Source organism: Kitasatospora sp. NPDC029367 (assembly GCF_055569135.1).
This window is the reverse complement of sequence record NZ_JBVHYH010000001.1, coordinates 37726-54647: the sequence shown is the minus strand read 5'-3', so window position 1 is coordinate 54647 and position 16922 is coordinate 37726. Positions and strand designations below refer to the sequence as shown.

At 75.5% G+C, this 16922-nt stretch carries 16 protein-coding genes; 6 read left to right on the top strand and 10 right to left on the bottom strand.

The genetic code is table 11. The features are described from left to right. The first annotated feature begins 75 nt into the window (after positions 1-75). The gene (locus tag ACZ4W5_RS00305) at positions 76-1281 is read left to right on the top strand and encodes an amidohydrolase (RefSeq protein WP_465651677.1); all 1206 of its coding nucleotides are present in this window, start codon (positions 76-78) and stop codon (positions 1279-1281) included. A gap of 115 nt (positions 1282-1396) precedes the next feature. Here the strand turns inward: ACZ4W5_RS00305 and ACZ4W5_RS00300 are convergent, their stop codons facing one another. The 7 genes from ACZ4W5_RS00300 to ACZ4W5_RS00270 form a co-directional block, all read right to left on the bottom strand. After that, complete coding sequence (locus ACZ4W5_RS00300) at positions 1397-2155, bottom strand: AMP-binding protein (RefSeq protein WP_465651675.1); 759 nt, start codon at positions 2153-2155, stop codon at positions 1397-1399. Beyond that, entirely contained in the window at positions 2155-2418 is a 264-nt protein-coding gene (locus ACZ4W5_RS00295; protein WP_465651673.1) for a phosphopantetheine-binding protein, read from the bottom strand. Before ACZ4W5_RS00295 ends, ACZ4W5_RS00300 begins: the two co-directional genes overlap by 1 nt. Positions 2419-2423: 5 nt before the next feature. Continuing rightward, a complete protein-coding gene (locus tag ACZ4W5_RS00290; protein ID WP_465651671.1) occupies positions 2424-3074 on the bottom strand; it encodes an isochorismatase family protein in 651 nt (216 codons plus the stop codon). 50 nt (positions 3075-3124) lie between these two features. Next, complete coding sequence (locus tag ACZ4W5_RS00285) at positions 3125-4795, bottom strand: (2,3-dihydroxybenzoyl)adenylate synthase (RefSeq protein ID WP_465651669.1); 1671 nt, start codon at positions 4793-4795, stop codon at positions 3125-3127. After that, positions 4792-5994, bottom strand: coding sequence for an isochorismate synthase DhbC (gene dhbC, locus ACZ4W5_RS00280; RefSeq protein ID WP_465652181.1), 1203 nt, complete (start codon positions 5992-5994; stop codon positions 4792-4794). Before dhbC ends, ACZ4W5_RS00285 begins: the two co-directional genes overlap by 4 nt. An 85-nt stretch (positions 5995-6079) precedes the next feature. After that, positions 6080-6859 (bottom strand): 2,3-dihydro-2,3-dihydroxybenzoate dehydrogenase, encoded by a 780-nt coding sequence (locus tag ACZ4W5_RS00275; protein ID WP_465651667.1) that lies wholly within the window; start codon positions 6857-6859, stop codon positions 6080-6082. Positions 6860-7118: 259 nt separating this feature from the next. Then, entirely contained in the window at positions 7119-8258 is a 1140-nt protein-coding gene (locus tag ACZ4W5_RS00270; protein WP_465651665.1) for a CapA family protein, read from the bottom strand. Between the two features lie 281 nt (positions 8259-8539). Here ACZ4W5_RS00270 and ACZ4W5_RS00265 point away from each other — a divergent pair, with 281 nt between their 5' ends. The 4 genes from ACZ4W5_RS00265 (at position 8540) to ACZ4W5_RS00250 (ending at position 12484) form a co-directional block, all read left to right on the top strand. Further along, entirely contained in the window at positions 8540-9331 is a 792-nt protein-coding gene (locus tag ACZ4W5_RS00265; protein ID WP_465651663.1) for a universal stress protein, read from the top strand. A gap of 96 nt (positions 9332-9427) precedes the next feature. Then, positions 9428-10729 carry a M48 family metalloprotease gene (locus ACZ4W5_RS00260; protein ID WP_465651661.1) on the top strand — a complete coding sequence of 434 codons (1302 nt, stop codon included), beginning with the start codon at positions 9428-9430 and terminating at the stop codon, positions 10727-10729. Positions 10730-10772: 43 nt separating this feature from the next. Beyond that, a complete protein-coding gene (locus tag ACZ4W5_RS00255) occupies positions 10773-11195 on the top strand; it encodes a MarR family winged helix-turn-helix transcriptional regulator (protein ID WP_360240243.1) in 423 nt (140 codons plus the stop codon). Positions 11196-11386: 191 nt separating this feature from the next. Beyond that, positions 11387-12484: a PP2C family protein-serine/threonine phosphatase gene (locus tag ACZ4W5_RS00250; RefSeq protein ID WP_465652179.1), complete on the top strand. Its 1098-nt coding sequence runs from the start codon at positions 11387-11389 to the stop codon at positions 12482-12484. A 54-nt stretch (positions 12485-12538) separates the two neighbouring features. Here the strand turns inward: ACZ4W5_RS00250 and ACZ4W5_RS00245 are convergent, their stop codons facing one another. The 3 genes from ACZ4W5_RS00245 to ACZ4W5_RS00235 all read right to left on the bottom strand — a co-directional run bounded on the left by ACZ4W5_RS00245 (position 12539) and on the right by ACZ4W5_RS00235 (position 15340). Beyond that, complete coding sequence (locus ACZ4W5_RS00245; protein ID WP_360240237.1) at positions 12539-13315, bottom strand: GNAT family N-acetyltransferase; 777 nt, start codon at positions 13313-13315, stop codon at positions 12539-12541. A gap of 169 nt (positions 13316-13484) precedes the next feature. Beyond that, positions 13485-14261: an SDR family NAD(P)-dependent oxidoreductase gene (locus ACZ4W5_RS00240; RefSeq protein WP_360240234.1), complete on the bottom strand. Its 777-nt coding sequence runs from the start codon at positions 14259-14261 to the stop codon at positions 13485-13487. Positions 14262-14413: 152 nt separating this feature from the next. Continuing rightward, positions 14414-15340 carry an NADP-dependent oxidoreductase gene (locus tag ACZ4W5_RS00235; RefSeq protein WP_465651658.1) on the bottom strand — a complete coding sequence of 309 codons (927 nt, stop codon included), beginning with the start codon at positions 15338-15340 and terminating at the stop codon, positions 14414-14416. Positions 15341-15557: 217 nt separating this feature from the next. On the opposite strand from ACZ4W5_RS00235, the gene ACZ4W5_RS00230 reads away from it, so the two are divergent. Continuing rightward, entirely contained in the window at positions 15558-16922 is a 1365-nt protein-coding gene (locus tag ACZ4W5_RS00230) for a LuxR C-terminal-related transcriptional regulator (protein ID WP_465651656.1), read from the top strand.

Here is a 16922-nt window from a genome sequence, read left to right as displayed (position 1 = left end):
GTTAGCCTAATCTAACTTCATACGATCTGGTCAACGGCCCGTTGCGGCCGCGCCCCTGACATCCCGGAGACGCCCATGGCCCAGCCCGAGAACCAGCCTCAAAACCGGTCACGGAAGCAGTCCGGAAAGCAGCCCCGGGACCGGCCCCGGGACCGGGTGCCGAGCGCGGCCAAGCAGGCCGTCCGCGAATGCGTCCACGCGCACGGGGCGGAACTGCTGGCGCTCAGCCACCGCATCCACGCCCATCCCGAGACCGCTTTCGAGGAACACCGGGCGGCCGCCTGGTGCGCCCAACTGCTGCGCTCCCACGGCTACTCGGTCACCGCACCCGCCCACGGCCTGGCCACCGCGTTCACCGCGAGCCTCGGCAGCGGGCCGGTCACCGTCGCGCTGGTCTGCGAGTACGACGCCCTCCCCGGCCTCGGGCACGCCTGCGGGCACAACCTGATCGCCGCCGCCGGCGTTGGCGCGGCGCTCGGGCTCGCCCCGTACGCGGACCAACTCGGGCTCACCGTACGGGTGATCGGCGCGCCGGCCGAGGAGCGCGGGGCCGGCAAGGCCCTGCTGCTGGAGGCGGGGGCCTTCGACGGGGTGGACGCGGCGATGATGGTGCACCCCTGCCCGGTCGAGGTCGCCGACTTCCGCTCCTTCGCGCTCGGCACCCTGTCCGTCCGCTACACCGGTCGCGCCGCCCACCCCAGCCTCAACCCGCACGAGGGCCGCAACGCCGCCGACGCGCTCACTGTCGCCCAGGTCGCGCTCGGGCTGCTGCGGCAGCAACTCCCGGCCCAGTGGCGGGTGCACGGCATCACCACGGCGGCCGGAACCGCCCCGAACCTGATCCCCGACAGCGCGAGCGCCGAGTACGAGATCCGCGCCTCGGCGGCCGAGGACCTCGCGCAGCTGCGGGCCCGGGTCGAGGACTGCTTCCGAGCCGGGGCACTGGCCACCGGCTGCGAGGTGGAGCTGACCAGGCCCGAGCCGGACTACCTGGACATGCGCTCCGACCCCGCGCTGCTCGCGCACTGGCGCGCCAACGCGGCGGCGCTGGGCCGGCCGGAGCCGGTCGAGCGCGGGCCGTTCGCCTGCACGGACATGGGGAACGTCTCGCACGTGGTGCCCGCCATCCATCCGGTCCTGGACATCACCGGGGGCTCCTGCGCGCCGCACGAGGCGGCCTTCGCGGAGGCGGCGGTCGGGGCGGCGGCCGAACGGGCCCTGCTGGACGGCGCGGTGGCGATGGCGTGGACGGCGATGGACCTGGCGGGGGGCGGGGGCTGACGGAGGGCCAGCTGGCAGGTGACGGGTGGCGGCTGACAGATAACAGATGACAACTTTCAGCGAACAGATTTCAACTTTCATCATCTGTTCGCTGAAAGTTGTTCGCTGTCAGCTGTCAGCCGTCAGCCGCCGCCCCCAGCACCACCGCTGCGCCCGTCCGCAGCGGCCAGAGGAAGCCCCAGTGCGGCAGCCGCAGTTGCAGCACCCGGTCGCCCGGGCCGATCGGGTGGGCGGCCTGGAGCTCGCGGATCCGCCGGTCCGCCTCGGCGTGGGTCAGCCGGACGGCGGCCGGGCGCCCGCCCGGGCCGTACCCGACGCTGAACAGGTGCTGCGGGGTGAGCGCGCGCGGCGGGTCGGTGTCCAGCTCGCCGGTGGTGTCGAGGCAGCCCGGAGCACCCGGCGTCCCCTCCCCCAGCACGCAGACCAGCTCGTTCTCGGCGCGCAGCCAGTCCCGCCGCCCGGGCGGGTCCGCCGGGTCCAGCGACAGCCACGCCGCACCGGACTTGGCCACCGCGAGCACCGCCGTCAGCCGCTCCTCCGGACGGCCGGCGGGCGCCAGCCCGACCACCGTGCCCGGCCGGGCACCGCGCCGGGCCAGGGCCCGGGCCAGCCGGTTGGCCGAGGCGTTCAACTCCCGGTAGGTCACCACCCCGCCGTCCGCGAGCACCAGCGCCGGGGCCTGCGGAGTCCGGGCCGCCTGGGCCTCGACCGGGCCGACCACGGTGGTGGCCGGGTACTCGACCGCCGGACCGGGCCGCAGCGGTTCCGACAGGACCAGCCCCTCCGCCGCCAGCAGCCCGGCCGGGCCCTCCCCCGCGAAAGGACCGTCCGCCGAAGGACCCGCTGCGCCCGCCTCCCGTACGACCGCCTCCATCAGGCCACGCCCAGCAGTTCGGCCCAGGCCTCCACGGACGGCCGCTCCGCGAGCCGTACGAACTCCACCTCGGCACCCTCGGCCCGCCAGCGCTCGGCCAGGGTCATCAGGCGGATCGAGTCCAGCCCCCAGTCGGCCAGGTTCTCGTCCAGCGGGATGCCCGCCGGGTCCTCGCCGAGCAGGTCGGCGACCTCGGCCCGGATCCGCTCCACCGTGAAACCGGTTGCGTCGAAACCGGTCGCGTCGAAACCGGTTGCTTCCACGCCCGTCACTTCCCGTCCGTCCCTTCCAGCGCTGCGCGTACGACGTCCGCGGTGGTGACCACCCCGCACCGCCCGGCGATCCACTCCAGTGCGGCGCGGTGCTCGTCCGGTCCGAAGTCGGCGACCGCGTCGGCCACCACGAAGGCCCGGACGTCCCGCATCCAGGCGTCGCAGGCGGTGGCCTGCACGCCGATGTGGGCGTACACCCCGGTGATCACCAGCTGGTCGCGGCCCTGGTCGCGCAGCAGCTGCGCCAACCCGGTGCGCACGAAGGCGCTGTACTTCCACTTGGTGAGGACGGTGTCGCCCCCGGCCGGGGCGACGGCGTCGGCGACCGCGGTGGCACGCGGGTCGTCGGGGATGCCGGGGCCCCAGAAGTCCTGCTGGAGTCCGCGTTCGGCCGGGCTCTGCCCGCCGCGCTGCGCCGAGTAGACGACCGGCACCCCGCTCGCGCGGGCCGCGGCGGTCAACGCGGCCACGTTGTCGAGGAGTTCGGGCACGGGGGTGGCGTCGCCCGGGAACGCGTCCAGGAAGTGGTTCTGCAGGTCGTGCACCAGCAGCACGGCGCGGGCCGGGTCCACCGTCCAGGAGACCCGGTTGGCGGGCAGCTCCCCGGCGGCGGGCAGCGGATAGGAGGGAATGCGGGGCAGGCCCACGATGGTCGAACTCCTTGAATTCGCAGGGGTGATGGTGAGTACCGGGGCTGTCACAAAGCCGGGAGGGAGGCCGCGACGGCGGCCCGCAGGTCCTTCTTGCTGACCTTGCCGATCCCGGTGGCGGGGAAGGCGTCGACGAACTCCACCCGGTCCGGCACCTTGTACTCGGCCAGTCCGCGCCCGCGCACGAAGCGCTTCAACTCGACGCCCTTCGGCGGCTGTTGACGGTGCTCGGCGCGGAGCACGACGTACGCGCAGGTGCGTTCGCCGAGGTAAGGGTCGGGCATCGACACCACCGCCGCGTCGTGCACGGCCGGGTGGGCGAGCAGGTGGTTCTCGATCTCCTCGGCGGCGACCTTCTCGCCGCCCCGGTTGATCTGGTCCTTGGCCCGGCCCTCGACCACCAGGTGGCCGCCGGGGAGCCGGCGGACCAGGTCACCGGTGCGGTAGAAGCCGTCCGCGGTGAAGGAGGCGGCGTTGTGCCCGGGGGCGTTCCAGTAGCCGCGGATGGTGTACGGGCCGCGGGTGAGCAGGTGCCCGGTGGTGCCGTCGGGCAGGTCGCGGTCCTGGTCGTCGACCACCCGGACCTCGTCGTCGGCGGAGATCGGCCGGCCCTGGGTGGTGGCGATCAGCTCCTCCGGGTCGTCCAGCCGGGTGTAGTTGACCAGACCCTCGGCCATCCCGAACACCTGCTGGAGCGTGCAGCCCAGCACCGGGCGCACCCGCCGGGCCGCCTCCTCGCTGAACTTGGCACCGCCGACCAGCAGCACCTCCAGGCTCTCGTAGCCGCGGGCGCCGCGCTCGGCGGCGTCCAGCCACAGCAGCGCGAGCGGCGGGACGAGCCCGGTGACGGTCACGCCCTCGCGCCCCATCAGCGGGAAGGCCGTCTCGGGGTTGGGCTGCGGGCAGAGCACCACCCGGCCGCCCGCGTACAGCGTGCCGAGCGCACCGGGCGAGCTGAGCGGGAAGTTGTGGGCGGCGGGCAGCACGCACAGGTAGACGCTGCGCCCGTCCAGCGCGCACAGCTCGACCGAGCCGCGCAGCGAGTAGATGTAGTCGTCGTGGGTGCGCGGGATCAGCTTCGGCACCCCGGTGCTGCCGCCCGAGAGCTGGAGGAACGCGACGTCCCCGGGCTCGGGTTCGCGCGCGGGGCCGGGCCCGTCGCTGGGCACGTCCGCCAGCCGCAGGTGCTCGCCCGGGTCCTCGCCGGCCACCAGCACCAGGCGCAGGTCCGGGTTCTCCGCCCGTACCCGGGTGGCGAGTTCACGGTGGTCGAAGCCGCCCTCGACGCCCGGGACGACGTACGCCACGGCGCCCGTGAACGAGCAGAAGTGCGAGATCTCCGTGTAGCGGTGCGCGGGCAGCGCGAAGACCGGCAGCGCGCCGATCCGGAACAGGGCGAAGACCACCTCGAAGAACTCGGCGGCGTTGGGCAGTTGGACCACCACCCGGTCCCCGGGCCGGATCCCGCGGGCGAGCAGCCCGGCGGCCATCCGGTCGGCCCGGCGGTCGAGTTCGGCGTACGTCCAGCGCCGCTCGTCCGCCGACACCGAGTGGCCGCCCGGGTCGACGACGGCGATCCGGTCTCCGTGTGCGGCGGCGCGTTCGCGCAGCATCCGCCCGAAGGTCTCGCCGCGCCAGTGGCCGGCCGCCCGGTAGCGCTCGGCGAACTCGGCCGGGTACGGGGTGAATCCGCCCAGCACCTCGTCCAGGGGCGTCACAGCGCCACCCCCGTGGCCTCCAGGAAGGTGCGGAACTTGGCGCTGGTCTCGGCGAGTTCGGCCTCCGGCCGGGACTGCTCCACCACCCCGGCGCCCGCGTACACCCGCAGCGTGCGGTCCTGCGCCTGCGCGCAGCGGATGGTCACCACCCACTCGCCGTCGCCGCTGTCGTCGCCCCAGCCGACCATGCCGGCGTACAGGCCCCGCTCGAAGGGCTCGATCTCGCCGATCACCCGGCGGGCGACGTCCGTCGGTGTGCCGCAGACCGCCGGGGTCGGGTGCAGTGCGCAGGCCAGCTCCAGGGCGGAGACGGCCGGATCGGCCAGCTCACCGCTGATCGTGGTGGCCAGGTGCCACATCGCGGCCGTCCGCACCAGGGTGGGCCGCTCCGGCACGTCCAGGCTGCGGCAGTACGGCGCCAGCGCCGCGCGGATCGCGTCCACCACCACGGCGTGCTCGTGCAGGTCCTTGGGCGACTCCAGCAGCGCGGCGGCACGCCGGACGTCCTCGCCGAGGTCCTCGCTGCGCGGCACCGAGCCGGCCAGCGGGTTGGCCAGCACGGCCGTACCCCGCCGGGAGAGCAGGAGTTCGGGGCTGGCGCCGATCAGGGTGCGGCCGGGGCCGGCCGGGACGGCGAAGGTGTGGCCGCCGGGGTCGCGCCGGGCCAGGCGCTGCAGCACGGCCGGCAGGTCGAGCGGCCGGTCGCTGGTGAGCTCCAGCGTGCGGGCCAGCACCACCTTGCTCAACTCCCCGCCGCGCAGCCGCTCGACGGCCGCCGCGACGCCCGCACCGTAAGCCTCCGGCTCCGGGACGGGGCGGATCCGCCAGCCGGCCGGCGCGACCGGCGGCGCGGGCAGCGCGATCAGCGGGTCGTCCCGCAGCGCCCCGGCGGACCGGACCCGGGCGGGGACGGCGAGTTCGTCCGGGCCGTCGTGGTCGAAGGCCACCGCGCCGACCACCAGGGGACGTTCGACTCCGGCGCGGTGCGCCCCGGCCAGCGTCTCGGCGACCCGGACGGGCAGCGGACGGGCGTCCCGCGGCACCCGGGCGTGCACGCCGGCGGTGAGCAGGGTGCGGGTCGGCGAGGCGAAGAACGCCTCGTCGTCGGCGGCCCGGTACTGGCCGAGCAGGCCGCTGGCCGCGCCGATGGCGGTCCGGTCGGGGCCGCCGTCGGTGGGGGTCGGCGGGGCGTGGTGCACCGTGGTCACGGTGGTCTCTCCAGTCTCGGACGGGTCTACGGTCTACGGTCTGCGGTCGGCGGTCGGCGGTTGCCCGGGGGGTGCCTCAGGCGCGCAGGGTCGCGCCGCCGTCGACGTACAGGTCGTGCATGGTGATGTGCCGGGCCCGGTCGGAGGCCAGGAAGAGCACGGCCTCCGCGACGTCGGCGGGCGCGGCGATCCGCCCGAGCGGGATGCCGACCCGCCAGGCCGCCAAGTCGCCCTCGATCACCCGGCGTTCGGCCGCCTCGGCGTCCTCGCCCCACAGCCCGCGCTGCATCCGGGTGTCGGTCGACCCGGGCGAGACGACGTTGCAGCGCACCCCGGAGCGGGCCAGCTCCAGGCCGAGGCAGCGGGTGAACATGGTGGCCGCTGCCTTGGACGCCGCATAGGCGGCCATCCCGGCCCGCGGCACCCCGGCGGCGTTGGAGCCCACCGTGACGACGGCGCCCCGCCCCCGCTCGGCCATCCGGCGGCCGACCGCCCGACCGGTGTGGAACACCCCGGTGGTGTTGACGGCGAAGGTCTCCGCCCAGTCGGCGTCGGACAGTTCGAGGACCGGCCCGGGGCGCAGCACACCGGCGACGTTCACCAGCACGCCGATCGGGCCGAGTTGACGATCGATCACATCGACTGCGACATCGACCGCTTGGGCGTCGGAGACGTCCAGGGCGTACGGGTGCACCGCCTCGGACTCCGCCGCGATCCCGGCGAGCGGGCCGGCCTCCCGGTCCACCGCCGCGACGACGGCCCCCTCGGCGACCAGCGCCCGGGCCACGGCCGCGCCGATGCCCTGCCCGGCCCCGGTGACCATCGCGACGACACCGGCGAATTCGGACCGTTCCACAGGACTTCCCCTTCGACCAGCGATGTTAGGCAAGCCTAACCTAACACAATTGTTCGCCTACGCCGATGGTCCGTTCGACAGGTTCCGATACCTGGGCACCCGTCAATCCGCCGATCCACCCGGCCCCCAGATCCGCCCGGGCATGCGGAAGAGGCCGCCCATCCCGGCGACGGGACGAGCGGCCTCAGGGCCTCCCTCGGGGGAGATCAGGTAGGGGACGTGGACGGCGGGCCGGGTGACGACGACACGGACCGTCGTCTCAGTGGGCGGCCGGGGGCGGGGTGAGTCCGGCGCAGCCGCGCAGGCCGTCGCGGCGCTTGAGGGCGGCCTCGGCGGCGGCGCCGGTGACCGGCTGGGGGATGCCCTTGTCGTCGATGGTGGCCGGGGCGAAGGCCTCGCCCTTGACCTTGCCGTCGGCGGCGAGGGTGAGGGTGGTGACACCGGTCTCGTTGGAGAAGGCGTAGTTGGAGGTGCCGTACCAGAGGAAGTTGCCGAAGCCGTACCCGATGTAGGTGTTGCCGAGCATGCCCGAGCCGACCATGGTGTGGGCGTGGGTGCCGACCACCGCGGAGGCGCCGACGGCGGCGAGCTTCTTGGCGACGGCGGTCTGGGCGGCGGTCGGGCAGGCCTTGCCCTCCTCGCCCCAGTGCAGGTAGACGAGGACGACCGGGGCCTGCTGCTTGGCCGCCTGCACTGCCGCGACCAGGGCGGGGACGTCCAGGGCGGAGGCGATGCCGGGCTTGTTGGCCCCGGCCCGCCACTTCTGGTTGGTGATGTCCTCGACCTGGCTGGCGGCGACCACCGCGACCTTCACCCCGCGCACGGTGGTCAGGTACGGGGCGTACGCCTCCTTGGCGTTGTGCCCGACGCCGATCACCGGGATGGGCGAGGAGTCCTTGGCGGCCAGGGTGTCGGTGAGGCCGTCGGCGCCGAAGTCGACGGCGTGGTTGTTGGCCATCGAGACGACGTCCACGCCGGAGTCCTTGAGCACGGACAGCGCCTTGGGCGCGGTGCGGAAGGTGTACGTCTTCGGTTCGGGTGCGCCGCGGCCGGTGATCGCGGTCTCCAGGTTGAGCACGGAGAGGTCGGCGTCGGCGAGGGTGCGGGAGATCGGGCCGAGGGCCTGCTCGGGCGGCTGGACGGACAGCCGGGGCTGGGTGCGGCCCTCGAAGTGGACGTCCCCGGCGAAGGCGACGGTGATGGTGCCGTCCGGGCGGGGCGCGCCGCCCTTGGTGGGGGCGGCGGCGGGGGCCGTACCGGTGGCTGCGGCGGCGGGGGCCGACGGTGCCGCGGCCGGCGGGGCGGTCGACGCCGAGCCGGGCGCCGGGTCGTCCGGCCCGCAGGCGGTGGCGACGGTCAGACCGACGAGCACGGCGACGGCAGCCGCGGCACGGCGCATGAGTGGTTCCCCCCGAGGTCGATGCAAACGGTCAGCCTACGCCACCGAATCAGCACCACTTGCGCCAGCATCCGCAACATTTCGGACACAGACGGACACCAGCGGCCCCACCGGGCCCGCCCGTCCCAATCCCCCGCCCCACCCGGCCACCGTGTCCCTGGCGCCCGCGCCGCACCGCGCGCAGCGTGGAAGGGGAAGTGGAGAGGGTTGGGACGGGGAGAGGGGAAGCCGCGGGTAGGAGAGCCGCCGACCGGATGGCGGCTCGGTCGAGGAGGTCGGTGATGGCCAGCAATCGGTCGGCCCCCGCCGGGGAGCACCGGATCGTGGTCGGGATCGACGGTTCGGAGCCGTCGAAGGCGGCGCTGCGCTGGGCGGTCGGCCAGGCGGTCCTCACCGGGGCGTCCGTGCACGCCGTGGCGGCCTGGGAGTACCCGTCGCTGTACGGGTGGTTCACGCCGATGGTGGACGAGGGCTTCGAGCAGGCCGCGCGCCGCACGCTGACCGCCGAGGTCAACGAGGTGATCGGGGCGGAGCGCCCGGTGGAGATCCGGGAGAGCCTGGTGCTCGGGCACGCCGCCGAGGTGCTGCTGGAGGCGGCCGAGGGCGCGGACCTGCTGGTGCTCGGCAGCAGCGGCCGGGGCGCCTTCGCCCGTACGCTGCTCGGCTCGGTGTCCACCCGCTGCGCGGTGCACGGCGCCTGCCCGGTGGTGATCGTCCGGGCGGACGGCACGGCCTCCGCACCACGGCAGCCGGAGGCCGTCCCGGCGGCCGCAGCAGCCACCGCGGCCACGACCACGACCGACGAGCGGCCCCCGGCGGCCACCCGCACCAAGGACTGGCAGCTCAGCCTGCACGTGGTCGAGGACCGCGACACCACCCGGGTGCACGCCGTACTCGACGCCGACGGCACGGTCCTGCACAGCGACGCCCTGGCCCGCCGCAACCCCCGCGACCCACCGGCCCCGGCGATCGGCGACGAGTTCGCGGTCGGCCGCGCCCTGGTCGACCTCGGCCACCAACTGCTGCGGGCCGGCGTCCACGGCGCCACCGGCCCGGCCGAGACGGAGGAGTGAGCCGTCGCGGCAGGCGCCCGCCGCCTGCGGTAGGACATGCTGGACCCGCCCTGCCCCTATCTCTGCCGCCCTCACCCCGCCGGAGCCACCCCGCCGATGACGACGCCCGAGCCCGCCCCCGCCCCAGCCCCCAACGCCGCCCCCAACGCCCCCGCCCCCGACTTCACCCCCGCCGAGCGCGCCCGCGGCCGCGCGCTGCGCCGCGCCCAGCTGCCGTGGGCGCTCGGCGGCCGCCTGGCGGGCCTGGCGCTGACCCTGGTGCTGGGCCTGACCCCGGCCGGCGCCGCGCTGGTGACCGCCACCGGCCGTTGGTTCGGCGGCTCCCGGACGGCCGAGGTGCTGGCCGGTGCCGCCGCCCTGGTGGTGCTGGGCCAGGCACTGCAGCTTCCGTTCGGGGCGGGGGTGCGGGCCGTACGGGCCCGGTTCGGGCTGGTGACCCAGGGCTGGGCGGGCTGGGCGCTGGACGCCGTGCGCTCGCTCGGGCTGACCCTGCTGCTGGTCCTGCCGCTGGTGCTCGGGCTGTTCGCGCTGACCGGGTGGTCGCCCCGGCAGTGGTGGCTCCCGGCGGCAGGGGCGGCGGCGCTGCTGACGGCCGCGCTGTCCTTCCTCCACCCGCTGCTGATCGAGCCGGTGTTCAACCGCTTCGCCCCGATGCCGCCGGGCGAGCTGCGGACGGCGCTGCTGGCGCTGGCCGAGCGGGACGGCGTACGGGTGCGGGACGTCCTGGTGGCGGACGCCTCCCGGCGGACCACCGCGCTGAACGCGTACGTCTCCGGGTTCGGCGCGACCCGCCGGATCGTCGCGTACGACACCCTGCTGGCGGCCGCCGAGCCGCGCGAGGTGGAGCTGGTGGTGGCGCACGAGCTGGGGCACGTCAAGCACCGGGACGTGCCGGTCGGGACGGCGCTCGGGGCGGTGGGTGCCGCGTTGGCGGTGGTGCTGCTGGGCCTGCTGGCGGACTGGCACCCGCTGCTGGCGGCGGCCGGAGCCGCGGACGCGGCGGATCCCCGGGCGCTGCCGCTGCTGGCCGCGCTGGCGGCGCTGACCGGCGCGCTGTCGGGGCCGGTGCAGGGCGCGGTGAGCCGCCGGATCGAGGCCAGGGCGGACCGGCACGCCCTCGAACTGACCGGGGACGCCGAGCAGTTCGTGGCGATGCAGCGCAGACTGGCGGTGGTGAACGTCTCGGATGTCGACCCGCCGCGGCTGCTTGAGCTACTGTTCGCCACTCACCCGAGTGCGACCCGCCGGATCGCGGCAGCCCGCGCCTGGCAGGCCGGGCAGGGTCCGGCAGCCGGCCCGGCGGACCCGTCGAGCCCGGCACACCCCGCGGACCCCTCGGACCCCGCCGACCCCGCGAACGGCGGTCCGGCCGCGGAGACCCGCACGACCCCGGGGTGAATCCGTTGTATAGTGCAACAAATCCCGAGGAGGTAGGAACGCCGTGCCCGGCCGCGAGTCGTCCATCGACACCATCCAGCGCGAGCTGACCGCCTTCGCCCGCCGTGCCCGGCACAAGGCCTCCCAGCTGCACCCCGACCTCTCCCTGGTCACGTACAGCATCCTCGACCTGATCACCGAGCGCGGCGGCTGCCGGGCCGCCGACGTGGCCGCGCACTTCATGCTCGACAAGTCCACCGTCAGCCGCCAGGTCACCGCGCTGGAGAAGCTCGGCCTGCTGCGCCGCGAGACCGACCCGGACGACCAGCGCGGCCAGATCCTGCGCGCCACCGAGGGCGGGCTCACCCTGCTGCGGGACGCCAACGAGCAGCGCCGGACGGCCTTCACCGCCCGCTTCACCGAGTGGTCCGACGAGGACGTCGCCCGCTTCGCCGCGTACCTGGCCCGCTACGGCCAGGAGGACTGACCGGGCCCGCACCCGCGACCCCGGCCCTCCTCGGCACCACCTCCACCCCTGGCCCCGGCCGGCCACCCCCCGGCCCCGGGGTGCGCCCCACCGCCCCCACGGTGTACAGAGGAGAGGTGCCCCTCCGGCAGCGTCCCGATGACCCCCGTCCGCGCGCCCGCCGCCGCTCCTGGCGGCCCGACCGCCGAGTGATGACGGCGCTGCCGCTCGCACTGATCGTCGTGATCACCGTCGTCGACATCCTCTCCCCGCCGGAGATCCACCTCGGCCCGCTGCTGATCGTCGCCCCGGCCCTCACCGCCTCCATCGCCGGCCCGCGGGCCACCGCCGGGGTCGCCCTGCTGGCCCTCGCCGCGCTCACCGTCATCGGCTCCGTCCGGGACGGCCTGACCAGCGCCAACATCGAGACCCAGCTGAGCGCGCAGGTGGTCGTCTCGGCGCTGATCGTCGGCCTGCGGGTGCTGCGCGACCGGCACGAACGCGAGCTCGCCCGGGTGCGCTCGGTCTCCGAGGCCGCCCAGCGGGTACTGCTGCGCCCGCTGCCGGAGCGGATCGGACCGCTGCACCTGGCCTCCTTCTACCTGGCCGCCGAGGCCGAGGCGCAGGTCGGCGGCGACCTGTACGCGGCCGCCCGGACCACCAGCGGCACCCGGCTGCTGGTCGGCGACGTCCGCGGCAAGGGGCTGTCCTCGCTCGGCGACGCGGCCCTGCTGCTCGGCGCCTTCCGCGCCGCCGCCCACCTGCACGCCGACCTGCCGGGCCTGGCCGAGTACCTGGACGGCAGCGTCTGCTGGGACCTCGCCCAGCTCGCCGAGGCCCGGCGGGCCGAACGTTCCCGGCACCAGCAGCGCCCGGCCGAGGAGGCGCCGGACGAGGGCGGCGAGTCCTTCATCACCGCCGTGCTGATCGACATCCCCGACGACGGCTCGCCCGTCCAGCTGATCGACTGCGGCCACCCGCCCCCGCTGCTGCTGCGCCCGGACGGAGTCACCACGCTCACCAGCCGCAACCCCGCGCCGCCGCTCGGGCTCGGCGAGCTCGCCCCGGTCTCGTACGAGGTGCAGACTTTCCCGTTCCGCCCCGGCGACCGGCTGCTGATCTACACCGACGGAGTGATCGAGGCCCGGGACGCCCAGCGCCGCTTCTACCCGCTGACCGAGCGGGTCACCGCCTGGCAGGCCGATCGCCCCGGCGTCCTGCTGAGCCGCCTGCGCCGCGACCTGCTGGCGCACGTCGGCCGCCGGCTGGACGACGACGCGGCGATGGTGATGGTCGAGCGGCTCCCGTAGGCCCGGTCCGACGATCCCCGGAACCCGAGGGAGGTCACGGCCGGGCCCGAGCCGCTACGGCTGGTACACGTACGGCGTGGTGGTGCTGAGCTGGGCGAAGCCGAGCCGCTCCAGGATGGGGCGGCTCTGGTCGCTCGCGTCGACCTGGAGGTACTCGTAGCCGAGTTCGGCGGCGAGGCGGGCGCGGTGGGCGACCAGGGCGCGGTAGATGCCGCGACCGCGCCAGCCGGGGACGGTGCCGCCGCCCCACAGGCCGGCGAAGCCGGTGCCCGGGGTGAGCTCCATCCGGGCGGAACTCACCGGCTGGTCGCCGGCCATCGCGACGACCATGAGCAGCGTCTCCGAGTTGTTCCGGAGGTGGTCGAGCAGGCGCTCGCGCAGGGCCGGGAACTCCTTCTCGAAGGCCAGCTCGTGGGCGGCCACCATGAGGTCCACCCCGGCCTCGTCGGTCACCGGCTCCAGCCGGACGCCCTCGGGCAGTGCCGCGTCGGCGGGCAGGTCCGCGATCCGGGCGATCATCAGCGCCTCGTCGGGTTCGGCGGTGAACCCGGCCGCGAGCAGCCGCCGACCGAGGTCGGCGGGGCGGTCGTGGGCGTAGGTCTTCCACTCGAACTCCAGGCCCAGCCCGGTGAAGTGGGCGACCTGGGCGGCGATCGCGGCGTCCGCCCCGGCCTCGTCCAGACCGGACCAGACGATGCAGTTCCAGGCGTGCTCGCCGCCCACCACGCGCACCACGGCGCCGTCGCGCTCCACGCGGACGCCGGGGCCGTCCGGCCGCGCGTCGCGCCGGATCCGCTGGTCGAACAGGGCGAGTACGTGATCATGATCCATCCGACCACCCCAGCACGACGCAACGCGCGGGCGCCACCCCTTTTACGGTTCGCCCACGAACGCCCCCGTACGCACGGGCAGGCCGGCGGGCTCCCGCCCCTCCCCGTCCGGGTCCGGTCCGGGACGGCGGAGCGGCAGGCGGCGCCTGATCGGCCGTACGCCCCGCCCGTTACTGCGCCAGGTAGCCGCCGTCGACCGGCAGTACGGCCCCGGTGATGAAGGAGGCCTCCTCGGAGGCGAGGAAGAGGACGGCGGCGGCGACCTCGGCCGGGTCGCCGAGGCGGCCCATCGGATGCAGCTTCTCGATCGCCGCCAGGTACTCGGGCCCGCCGGGCTCGTCCCGCAGCCGGGCGACCCGTTCGGTGCCGATGGTGCCGGGGGCGACGGCGTTGACCCGGATGCCGCGGTCCGCCCATTCGACGGCGAGGTGCTTGGTCAGCCCGGAGGCGACGAACTTGGCGGGCCCGTACACCGCCTGGCCGCGCTGGCCGGCCTCGCCCGAGATGGAGGACAGGCAGACGATCGAGCCGCCGGGCCGTTCCTGGGCGAGCATCGCCTCGATCGCGTACTTGCAGGTGAGGAACATGCCGCGGCCGTCGACGGCCATCACCCGGTCCCAGTCCTCGGCGCTCGCCTCGGTGATCTCCATCAGCGGGATCACCCCGGCGTTGGCCACCAGCACGTCGATCCGCCCGTGCCGTTCGACGGCCGCCGCCACCATCCGGCGGGCGTCCCCGTCGACGGACACGTCACCGACCACCGTGCTGACGGCCTCCGGGAACCGCCCGGCCAGCCGGCCCAGCCCCTCGGCGTCCAGGTCGGTGGCCACCACCGACGCGCCCTCCCGGACGAAGCGTTCCGCCACGGCCCGGCCGATGCCGCTGGCCGCGCCGGTCACCACGCAGGAACGGCCGGCCAGCCGCCCCGCCGCGTTCAGAGTCACCATGGCGGGACTCTACCGAGCGCGGCGGCGCGGGACCGGGCTTCCGCCCGACGGGCCCCGGCGCGTCCGCCCGGGGCCGGACGGCCCGGCAAGACGCACCGGCCCTGCGAGAGAGGCCCGGCGGGAACGGCCCGGCGAGAACGACCCGGCAGCGCTCAGACCGTAAGGACGATCTTCCCCCGCACGTGCCCGCCCTCGCTGATCCGGTGCGCCTGCGCCGCCTCCGCCAGCGGGAGCACCCGGTGCAGCGGCAGCCGCAGGGTGCCCGCCCGGTGCAGGTCGAGGGCGCTCGCGTAGGCGCGCCCGTAGTACGACTCGCCGTCCTCGGCGCCGCTGGAGAAGCGGACGCCGTGCTCCTGCGAGCCCGCCATGTCGGCGATCGTCAGCACCCGCTCGGCGCTGCCCGCCAGCTCGACGGAGAGCGGCAGCACCCCCTTCCCGGCCGCGTCCAGCACCCGGTCGATCCCGCCCGGCGCCGCCGCCCGCACCCGCTCGGCCAGGCCCTCGCCGTAGGTCACCGGGACGGCGCCCAGCTCGCGCAGGTACGCGTGGTTGGCCTCGCTCGCGGTGCCGACCACGGTGATCCCGCGGGCCTGGGCGAACTGGAGCAGCAGGGTGCCGACCCCGCCCGCCGCGCCGTGCACCAGCAGCGTCTCGCCGGGCCGCACGCCCAGCACGCCGAGGGCCCGCTCGGAGGTCTCGGCGGCGACCGGGATCGCCGCGGCCTCCTCCCAGCTCAGCGTGGCGGGCTTGAGCGCCAGCTGGTCGGCGTCGAGCAGCGCGTGCTCGGCGTAGCCGCCGCCCATCAGGGCGCCGAACACCTCGTCACCGGGGGCGAAGCCGGTCACCTCCGCGCCGACCGCCTCCACCACCCCGGCGACCTCGTAGCCGGGCACGGCGGGGAAGCTGACCGGGAAGAAGCCGTCCAGCGCGCCGCTGCGCACCTTGTGGTCCAGCGGGTTGACACCCGCCGCGCGGACCGCGACCCGCACCTGGCCGGGCCCGGGGGCGGGCAGTTCGAGCTCGATGGGGCGCAGCACGTCCGTGCCGCCGTACCGGGGGAAGGCGATGGCCTTGGTCATGGAAGATCCTCGGTTCGTCCGGGCGTTGTCCGTCCGGGAGTTGTTCGTTCCGACGGATCCATCCTGCGGCGCCGACCACAGGGCTCCGGCCGGCCGTTCGGACAGTTCGACCTGGCCGAAGGGAGGGGCGGCCGAGGACGGCCCCGGAACTAGGGTGAAGGGCATGGACGCAGGCATGGACCCGCACGAAGGCGTGGACGCAGGGATGCACTCAGGGATGCACGCAGGCACGGGCACGGTGGACGGCCCCGGCCCCGCCGAGGCCTGGCGGGAGCACTGGGGCCGCCCCGAGGACGCGCTGGCGCGGGCCGTCGAGGTGCTGCGCGCGCCCCGGCCCGAGGTGGTGCCGCGGCTGTCGGAGGTGGTCCGCACGCTCGTCCCGCACACCGCGATCGCCCACCTCAGCAGCGTCTGCACCTACTCCCCCGCCAACGCCCACGGCCCGCGCGAGCTGGTCGGCAGCCTCTCCGGGCTGGAGCTGGCCCGGCTCGCCGAGCGGGCCGCCGGGAGCACCTCGGCCGGCCGCCCCTGGCAGGGCGAGGCCGAACTGGCGGGCCGGACCAGGCCGGTGGTGGTGGTCGCCGCACCGGCCGACGACAAGGAGGTGCTGCTGGTGCTGGTCCGGAGCGACGCCGCGCCGGTGCCGGCCGGCGCGCTCGCCGTCCTCCAGCAGGTGTGCGAGCTGGTGATCGCCCACTCCGAGCACCGCGCCACCGACGCCGCGCCCAGCCAGGCGGCGATCTCCCGTACCGCAGCCGCCACCCGGGCCCGGACCATCGCCGAGTTCACCGGCACCCACAGCGCCGCCCTGACCGCCGTCCTGGCGCCGCTGCGCTCGGCCGACCTGGACGATCGCGCCGCCCGCCGGGCCGCCACCGACCTGGCCGTCACCGCCCTGCTCGACCTGCGCCGGGCCGCCGACCTGGACCGCGTGCTCAGCGAGGAGCCCGCCGACGCCGCCTTCGCCCGGCTCGCCCGCGAACTGCGCCCGCTGCTGCGGCACACCGGGGTCCGGCTCGACCTCGCGCCGCCGTCCGACGCCACCCGGTCCATCCCCGCGGACACCGCCCGGGCCGCCCGGGCCGCCGTGCAGTGCGCCGTCATGCTGATGGTGGAGCAGGAGAAGCCCGGTCGGCTGCACCTGAGTTGGCAGTTCACGGCGGACGGCGCGCTGCGCGCCGTGGTGCGCGACGACGGCCTCGGGCTGCTCGCCGCCGACGCCCTCACCGTCCACCGCACCGCCGACCGGATCACCGCCCTCGGCGGCCGCTACCAGGTCGAGTCCGTCCCCAACTGGGGCACCACCGTGACGGTCGAGCTGCCGCTCGGCCTGCCCTCGCCGACCGCCGTCACCGACCCGCTGGACGGGCTCCAGCCGCGCGAACTGGAGGTGCTCGACCAGCTCGCCCAGGGCCGCCGCAACCGGGACATCGCCGCGGAGCTGCACATCAGCGAGTCCACGGTGAAGTTCCACGTCGCCAACATCCTGGCCAAGTTGGGCGTCGGCTCGCGCGGCGAGGCGGCCGCCCTCGCCCACCGCGCCGGGATGCCCGGCGGCGCACGGCTGCACGTGGCATCCTGA